At 56.9% G+C, this 8,295-nt stretch carries 8 protein-coding genes; 1 reads left to right on the forward strand and 7 read right to left on the reverse strand.

Annotated elements, in window-relative coordinates:
- The first annotated feature begins 4 nt into the window (after positions 1-4).
- Positions 5-1,125 (forward strand): IS3 family transposase gene (locus tag L1X57_RS17500; protein WP_409559424.1). Its coding sequence is split into 2 segments (ribosomal slippage): positions 5-263 and positions 263-1,125, totalling 1,122 coding nucleotides; the frame shifts between segments, so codons are not numbered across the junction.
- Here L1X57_RS17500 and L1X57_RS17505 read toward each other — a convergent pair.
- From L1X57_RS17505 to L1X57_RS17535, 7 genes are all read right to left on the reverse strand, one after another.
- Positions 1,099-2,097, reverse strand: a complete 999-nt coding sequence (locus L1X57_RS17505; protein ID WP_234667818.1) for a hypothetical protein — start codon at positions 2,095-2,097, stop codon at positions 1,099-1,101. The genes L1X57_RS17500 and L1X57_RS17505 overlap by 27 nt on opposite strands.
- The gene (locus L1X57_RS17510) at positions 2,045-2,434 is read right to left on the reverse strand and encodes a hemagglutinin repeat-containing protein (protein ID WP_009723701.1); all 390 of its coding nucleotides are present in this window, start codon (positions 2,432-2,434) and stop codon (positions 2,045-2,047) included. Before L1X57_RS17510 ends, L1X57_RS17505 begins: the two co-directional genes overlap by 53 nt.
- Complete coding sequence (locus L1X57_RS17515; protein ID WP_009723702.1) at positions 2,431-2,733, reverse strand: hypothetical protein; 303 nt, start codon at positions 2,731-2,733, stop codon at positions 2,431-2,433. The genes L1X57_RS17510 and L1X57_RS17515 overlap by 4 nt, the downstream gene beginning before the upstream one ends.
- Entirely contained in the window at positions 2,723-5,803 is a 3,081-nt protein-coding gene (locus L1X57_RS17520) for a hemagglutinin repeat-containing protein (RefSeq protein WP_234667820.1), read from the reverse strand. The genes L1X57_RS17515 and L1X57_RS17520 overlap by 11 nt, the downstream gene beginning before the upstream one ends.
- A complete protein-coding gene (locus L1X57_RS17525) occupies positions 5,766-6,197 on the reverse strand; it encodes an Imm63 family immunity protein (RefSeq protein ID WP_009723704.1) in 432 nt (143 codons plus the stop codon). The genes L1X57_RS17520 and L1X57_RS17525 overlap by 38 nt, the downstream gene beginning before the upstream one ends.
- Position 6,198: 1 nt before the next feature.
- Positions 6,199-7,758: a TNT domain-containing protein gene (locus L1X57_RS17530; RefSeq protein ID WP_009723705.1), complete on the reverse strand. Its 1,560-nt coding sequence runs from the start codon at positions 7,756-7,758 to the stop codon at positions 6,199-6,201.
- 204 nt (positions 7,759-7,962) lie between these two features.
- A complete protein-coding gene (locus L1X57_RS17535) occupies positions 7,963-8,274 on the reverse strand; it encodes a hypothetical protein (protein WP_009723706.1) in 312 nt (103 codons plus the stop codon).
- Between the last annotated feature and the right edge of the window lie 21 nt (positions 8,275-8,295).

Here is an 8,295-nt window from a genome sequence, read left to right on the forward strand (position 1 = left end):
GGACATGAAGAAGCGTTTCAGCGAAGAACAGATCATTGGCTTCTTGGGCGAAGCGGAGGCGGGACTCCCCATCAAGGAGCTATGTCGTCGGCACGGTTTCTCGGAAGCAAGTTATTACCTTTGGCGCAGCAAGTTTGGCGGCATGAGCGTCCCCGATGCCAAGCGACTGAAAGAGCTTGAAGCCGAAAATGGACGCCTGAAAAAGCTGCTCGCGGAGTCGCTATTGGAGATGGAGGTCACTCGCGAGGCGCTGAGAAAAAAGTGGTGAGCGCCCCGGCACGTCGAGACGTGGTGCGTTTTATGGTGTCACGTGGCCTGAGTGAGCGCCGAGCGCTCCGTGTCATGCGTATGAGTGCCAGTGCATTGCGCTACCAACCGGCTCCTGACCGCAATGAGACATTACGTGAACGCATTGTTGCCTTGGCACACCGACATCGTCGTTACGGCGCGGGCATGATCTACCTGAAGCTGCGTCAAGCCGGTGAACAGGTCAATCACAAGCGCGTCGAACGCCTCTACGCGGCGGCTCGGTTGCAGGTAAAGCGACGCAAGCGTAAGAAGATTCCCCTGTCTGAACGCAAGCCCCTGGGCCGCCCTGGCGCTGCCAATCAGGTCTGGTCAATGGATTTTGTGTTTGACCGCACGGCGGAAGGGAGAGTGATCAAGAACCTCACTATTGTCGATGACGCCACCCATGAAGCCGTGGCTATCGTGCCTGACCGTGCCATTGACGGGCTGTCGTTAACACGGATTCTGGATCATCTAGTGCTACAACGTGGCCTTCCAAGTGCCCTTCGTACGGATAATGGGAAGGAGTTCTGCGGACGCGCCATGCTGACGTGGGCTCATCAACGTGGTGTTGCCCTGTTTTTAATCGAACCTGGAAAGCCCAATCAAAACGCCTACATCGAATCGTTCAACGGGCGTTTTAGAGACGAATGTCTAAATGAGCACTGGTTCACCAGCCTGCATCACGCGAGAGTCATCATCGAGGCGTGGCGACGGGAATACAACGAGGAAAGACCGAAGAAAGGACTGGGAGGATTAACGCCTTCCGCCTATGCCGAGCAACTGGTTTTAAAACACGATAAAGTAACGTCAGACTCTAAACCCGGGTGCTACTGAAGATGGGGTGACGTCGCAGTCACCGCCATAGTCAAAATAGGTGTCATCAACGGCGGTCACATCCTGTAAGTCGACGATGATGTTGGAACCTGGGCTTTCCTCCAACTCGTCGTTGTACATGGCTCTGAGGGCATCGGCGATCTGTTCTGGCGTGTACTCGCTGCCTTCGGCCAGCTGTTCCGCCAAGGATTGCTCGAAGCTATGCAACTGGCGATTATTGACATCAAGATTGAACGCCATTGCACCACCTTGGGCGCCGCCTGTCGCCGCACCGGCCAGGGTGGCAGTGAGCGATTCAAGCCCTTGGCGCGCCTCGTCCGGTAGATTCAGCTCATCCGTGAGACGTTCCACTTCTGCCATGAGCACTGAACTGGTCAGTGCTCCCGTCGCTCCGTCCACACCGCCACCGGCCAGGCCGAGCAACGTATGGCCCGAGGTGCGGTAAGCGCCACCTTCCGCCCAACGTGCCGCTTCTTTCAGCAATGCAGCACGTGTTTCAGGATCATTGGCGTTTTGTGCCTCACGCCATAACTGGGCTTCCTGCTGGCTGGCGTAATCCCCCCATTCTTGGCTCGACCGCGACCCAAACTCTTGGGTAATCGTGGTTTGAGCCTCAACGTCTTTTCTGACGCTTTCTGCATCGAAGATCGGGGCAATGCCGGTGTCTGCGTCGCCGGTGCGGGCGTCCTGATTACCTGCCAGGCCGCTGATGGCGGCAACCGTGGTGCTGCTGGCGTCGCCGTCGTCGCGGCCGGTGCCGATGCCGGAGAGACCGGTGCTACCTTCGCCACTTCTGAGGCCAACGCTGGTGCTTTCAGCATCAAACGTGGCGTTGTTGGCGATATCGCTAACGGTGAGCGCACCACTTTCTATTGCCTCACTGGCGGTTTGCCCGGCGGTGGTGAAGCGGTTGCGGTCTTCATCTATCGCGGTTTGGGTGCTGGTGATAGCCCCGCCCGTTACCGCCGACATTGACCTGGAAGCCGCCGTCGCCGGCGCGCAGGCCGCTTTGCTCATTGACGCTTTGGAAGTCGCTATTGAGCTTGGTGCGGCTGGCGTTGAGGCTGGCGGTGGGCTGCCCTACGCCGATCAGCGGTACGCTGAGACTTCCGCCACTGCTTTGGTGGCGTTCGCTGTGAGTGGCGGTGTCTTGCAGGCTTTCAATGGTCAGGTCGCCGCCGATGTTGGTGGTGATTTGCGGGGCGCTGACCACGGCACCTTGCAGGGTGGTGTCGCCACCGCTGGTGAGGATGACTTGGCTGCCTGCGCTGACCTGGGCCCTATTCCCATAAGTTTTTCTCTTAATCAAGTCATTTTTTTCACCACTGCTAAAAACTCGCAAAGTGTTTCTCTAGCATCATTTTTATATTTTTCCTTCCAGACCACACCCCACTCCTTAGGTCTGCCATTTTGCTCCCACTCTGCCAAAGCCAATGAATTTACCAACTCCATCTCAAACCAAGCGCGGTCGTACTGTTCTTGTAATTTCACATCCACCTTATCGGCAAAAAACTCTGTCTCTGCGACAAAATCAGCAAAGTTAAAGATGCTATTCAGAGCAGTTTCAGAATTAGCTTCAATGTACTTTCTACTCATATCATCGACCATACCTAGTTGTCACAACATCACCCTGACGATTAATTACAACACTTATATTATTCTCAGAGCTATGAAAAACTGTGGTTCCTCCTCTGCTGGGGTAGGACTGCCCATTCCGGATCGTATTTTCCACTACTGACGGGAGGATACCTCGATCCTGCATACGATCAAGAGCATGACCAGAGTATTCACGTCCACCAATGTTTGTCGATTCATTTCGAACAGGTTGGTAAGAAGGATTTTTGGGCTGATTCAACTGGAGGCGCTTACTGCCTAACGGTAACGCTCCCGCCGCCACAGCAGACAAAACTGATGCCTGCTCAACATCCAGCCCATGCCGTTCCTGAAGGTACTGCGCAAAGCCTTCCTGCGAGACAATGGCTTCAGCTTCCATATATTGGCTAAGGAGCGGCCCAGCATCTAATCCTAACTGCCAGGGAATATCTCGGCCGCTAAAGCCATCCAGTGCATCACGGAACTGTTCCCCATCCTCGACTAGGCTCTGATAGTTTGCCGTACAAGCCTCTGCATCAGTAGCACATAGCGCAATCAGTTCATCTTGCTGGGCGATACTGAGTGCCCGGAATTTTTCTTGAACTTCGTCACAATCACCACGTGCTACACAGCCTTCAAGCTCATCGATATACGCATCGACTTGATCATGCCGCAGATAATTATTCACCACCTCATTAAACGCCGCCGCGCCGCCTTGGGTGCCACCCGTGGCTGCACCGGCAGCGGTGCTGGCCAGTGCCGTGAGGCCGTCGGTGAGGGTGTCGTCGAGGCCGGCGTTTTTCAGGGCACTCGCGATGGCCGGGGCGCTGAGGGTACCCACGGCGGCCCCCGTGGCACCTTGCGTTCCGCCGGTCAGTGCGCCGATGGCGGTGTGGGCGGCCAGGCGTTTGGTGCCGTTGTCACCCCAGTCGCTTTGTAGCTGATCGGCCTGGGCGTTGAGTTGGTTGGCGCGTTCTGTGTCACCCGCGGCCTGAGCTGCGTCGGCTTGCAGGCGTTTGAGTTGCGCTTCCTCGAGCTTGGCTTGGGCAGTGTCGCCGACTAACTTGCTCGCCCGCGACCCAAATTCCTGGGTAATCGTGGCTTGGGCCTGCACGTCTTTTCTGACGCTTTCTGCATCGAAGATCGGCGCAATGCCGGTGTCTGCATCGCCGGTGCGGGCGTCCTGATTACCTGCCAGGCCGCTGATGGCGGATTCGGTGGTCCTGCTGGCACTGCCATCGTCGCGGCCGGTGCCGATGCCGGAGAGACCGGTGCTACTTTCGCCGCTATCATTTCCACCACTGCTTAAGCTAACACTGATACTTTCCGCGTCATAGGTGGCGTTGTTGGCGATATCGCTAACGGTGAGCGCACCACTTTCGAGTGCCTCGCTGGCGGTTTGCCCGGCGGTGGTGAAGCGGTTGCGGTCTTCATCTATCGCGGTTTGGGTGCTGGTGATAGCCCCGCCCGTAAGATTGGTGGTACCGCCCACGTTGACCTGGAAGCCGCCGTCGCCAGCGCGCAGGCCGCTTTGCTCATTGACGCTTTGGAAGTCGCTGTTGAGCTTGGTGCGGCTGAGGTCAAGATCGAGCGAGGGCGTACCGCCGGTCAGCGGGATGCTGGCACCGAAGCCGCTGCTTGAGTGGCGTTCATCGTGGACGGCAGTGTCCTGCAGGCTTTCAATGGTCAGGTCGCCGCCGATGTTGGTGGCGATTTGCGGGGCGCTGACCACGGCCCCTTTGAGGGCGGTGTCGCCGCCACTGCTGAGAATGACCTGATTGCCTGCGCTAACCTGGGTGTTGTTGAAGAAGGTGCTGTCACCGTTGCCGTGGCCCTTGGCACGGCTGGCGTCCAGGTTGAGGGCAATGCCATTCGTGCCGATGCCCAGCCCAATACTGCCACTGCTGCTGTTGTGGCTGTCGCGCTGGGAGACGGCATCGGCGCTGGCCAGCAGGTGGATATCCTGAACGGCGTTGAGCTGGAGCTGTTGGCCCGCGTCCAGCTGGCTGCCTTGTACGGTGATGTTGCCTTGGCCGTCTCCTTGGCCGAGGGCGTGAATGGCGAGGTCGCCACCGGCGGTGATCGTCGAGCCGCGGGCAGTGTTGCTGCTCGCTTCACTGTTGCTGCGGCTTTGGCTGGAGCCCAGGCTGATGTTGAGGCTGAGGTCGGTGGCGTTGCCGTTTGTTATCTGCTGCTGAATATCCTTCACTGCCAGGGCGGTGTTGGCCGCTGCCAGGGCTTGCATCCGCGGGCTATCGGTATTGCCAGCCGCGTCAATCTGGCCCTTGATGCCTTGGGCGCTGTCCATCACGGGGTTGCTGAGGGAGAGGCTCAGCCCGCTCTGTTTGAAGCGCTGTTCGGTTCGGCTGTTACTGGTCTCACGGCCTTCGAGGATGTTGACCGTGTTGGCCCCGATCAGGATATCGCCGCTGGGGGCCAGCACGTCAGAACCGATCTGGGTGTAGGTGTCACCCGCCGTGAGGGTGACGTTGCCGCCGATGCTGCCCACGGTGGTGGGGGCAACGAAGGTGGCGGTATTGGTGGCATCGGTCATCTGCCGCTGGCTACCGAGGTTAATGCCAAATCCACCGCTGAACAGGCCACTTTTTTTGCTGCGGCTGAAATGGCTGTTGCTCAGGGTGTTCTGTTCGGCATCGAGGGTGAGGTTGCCCCCGGCATGCATACCCAGATCCTGGTCGGCGACGATGTTGGCACCACTGACGCGGATGTCTTCCCCACTGATAAGGCTGACCGTCTGGCCGCCCAGCTCGCTGGCCAGTGCCTGAGTGCTGGCATTGTGGGTGCGGGTGACCTTGGTTTTGCTGGAGAACAGGCCACCGCCGCTTGAGCTATGCCCTTCGGCCAGGCTCTCGGTACGCTGCCCGGCTTCCAGGGTGATATCGCCGCCAATGGCGTTCAGGGCCAACGCGCTTTGAGCGTCAACGGTGGCGGCGCGCAGGTTGATAGCCTGCCCGGCGGTGAGGTTAATCGCCCCGCCGCCAGTGATCACGCTGCCGATCTCTTCGCTGTGGCGCAGGACTTCAAAATCAACCTTTAGAAGGATAATCTGCAGATATATCAACAAATGGGTTTCTAGCTAAGGTTTCTTCTATTTCTTGTTTTCTCCAAAGCCGCCATTTAGCTGACAATCCCCCTAGAAGTTCAAGTTGCTTGTCAAACATAATGCGCCGAAAATCTTGATCATTCTTCCTGTTTTCACACTCGTAATCTTGAGCCATTTGAGCTGTCACATCTCTAAATATCCAATAAAACAACTCATCCAAACATGCAGTTCTTTTTTCATCAAAAACCACTCCCCGCTCTTCCGTCACGTATCGATATTCACCATTAGTTATCTCAACATGCGGCTTGCCATTTTGAGGAGAAATATTCGAGATCACAACAAGTGAATTGGGAGCATTAATTCTCTGACCCAATGTGAAAACTTTATTTTTAATATCATTGATTTGGCTAGTCATACTAGTTCACCTTCCTCAAATAGCCCTCGTTTATCAGCCACTGTACATTCACCCTGTCAGGAAGGTTGGGCAACATCTGCGTTCCTCCGCCGGGCTGACCGAAGGCCGGTGCAATTTCACCCTGTATAACAGGTAAGGGCTTTTGAACCTCATATATATGATGCGGCTCTGCCAAGCTTCCAGGTGCCATAGCCCTATGATCAATTGGAGTTCCCTCCGGTGACATAAATGCACCATTAGGCGAGCCATATCGATCAATGCGGGTTCCGACAGGTAAAGTTGATTCAGTTGGCTTTTCAGAAAAGCCCATATTTTCAGGCCAATCCCAGCCACTGCCATCAGCCTTTCTATATTGATCATAATATGAAGCGCCGCTCGCCTCTGCATCTGTTGCACCGGGTCTTACTCCGTGGTTGGGCACATCTTGCGTCACACCACTCCCATCCAGCCCCACTCTCCCAGGCCTGCTCGCAATACTACTCGCCACCTTCGGCAAACTCGCCGCTAGGCCGCCTGCGCCCATAATCATCGTCTGGTTTTCCAGTGCGACGCGCATGCGCAGCCTGTCGGCTTCGTCTCGTTGCCCGGCTTGCTCTAGGGCATCGGCGTGGGCGAGTTGCTCTCGGTTGTTCTCGCTGATGTGTTCTGCGGGGTTGGCCGCAAACGCTTTGATCTCGTTGCCCATCTCGCGCAGGATCGCTCGGGATTCTTCGTCTCCCAACGCGGCTTGACCGGCTAACTGGCCGAGGATCAACGGGGCGGTGGCTGAATCGACCACCATATCCGTCAGCGCTTCAGCGCCAATATGCTCCATGCGTTGTTGCTGGTGTTCTCCCCACAAGGTGGCGGTGTGCTGGTAGTCAGAATAGGTCTCTCGGTCAACATCACCGGGTTGCCAACTACTGAAGGCGGCCTCTAGCAATGAGCGTTCGTAGCTACACGCAGCCGCGCTACCACCTTGGCCACAAGCGGTTTCCAGTGCGTCATCTCGCGAGCGGTCCAACTGACGAATCGCTAACCGTTCTTCCTCCAGGGCTTGGCGCTGAGTCTCTGATAGCGCTTGCTCATCGTCCTCGAGCAGTTGATCAATCTCTTGCAACCGCTGCGATTCCTGATGACTCAGATAATTATTCACCACCTCATTAAACGCCGCCGCGCCGCCTTGGGTGCCACCCGTGGCTGCACCGGCAGCGGTGCTGGCCAGTGCCGTGAGGCCGTCGGTGAGGGTGTCGTCGAGGCCGGCGTTTTTCAGGGCACTCGCGATGGCCGGGGCGCTGAGGGTACCCACGGCGGCCCCCGTGGCACCTTGCGTACCACCTGTCAGTGCGCCGATGGCGGTGTGGGCGGCCAGGCGTTTGGTGCCGTTGTCGCCCCAGTCGCTTTGTAGCTGATCGGCCTGGGCGTTGAGTTGGTTGGCGCGCTCTGTGTCGCCCGCGGCCTGAGCTGCGTCGGCTTGCAGGCGTTTGAGTTGCGCTTCCTCGAGCTTGGCTTGGGCAGTGTCGCCGACTAACTTGCTCGCCCGCGACCCAAATTCCTGGGTAATCGTGGCTTGGGCCTGCACGTCTTTTCTGACGCTTTCTGCATCGAAGATCGGCGCAATGCCGGTGTCTGCATCGCCGGTGCGGGCGTCTTGATTGCCCGCCAGGCCGCTGATGGCGGCAACCGTGATGCTACTGGCGTCGCCGGCCGATGCCGGAGAGGCCTTTGCCGGTGCTTAGTGTGCATCGTAGTTGGCGAGGTCGGTGAAAATCGCGTCGTTGGCAACCTACCCCCATGGGTATCCATTGAACAGGAATAACGCAAAATAACCCGTCAGTGCCAAAACAAACGCTATCAATCTTGGCATACTCCCATCCTCCACTCTCACCCCACCGCCACCAAACGAAATATATTTATCGTAAAAATAAGATTGTGCCGCCTGCCCAAAAAAAAGCTGCCCAACCAATACACCAACAAAATACTCCCACTCTCCCCAAAAACGTAAAGCAGCGTTTAAAAAAGAAAGGAAAGCCATAAACCAAAGTATATAGACGCGATATTTTTTTATCACCTCTAACCATGTGCCCTTTGAACTCATAAGCCTTCCCCCAGTTTAAAG

The sequence above is a fragment of the Halomonas sp. TD01 genome, assembly GCF_923868895.1.
Classification (GTDB): Bacteria; Pseudomonadota; Gammaproteobacteria; order Pseudomonadales; family Halomonadaceae; genus Vreelandella.

Coding starts and splice junctions, on each gene's coding strand:
- L1X57_RS17535 (WP_009723706.1), bottom strand. CDS start 8,274: ATGAGTTCAAAGGGCACATGGTTAGAGGTGATAAAAAAATATCGCGTC.
- L1X57_RS17515 (WP_009723702.1), bottom strand. CDS start 2,733: ATGGTCGATGATATGAGTAGAAAGTACATTGAAGCTAATTCTGAAACT.
- L1X57_RS17505 (WP_234667818.1), bottom strand. CDS start 2,097: ATGTCGGCGGTAACGGGCGGGGCTATCACCAGCACCCAAACCGCGATA.
- L1X57_RS17525 (WP_009723704.1), bottom strand. CDS start 6,197: ATGACTAGCCAAATCAATGATATTAAAAATAAAGTTTTCACATTGGGT.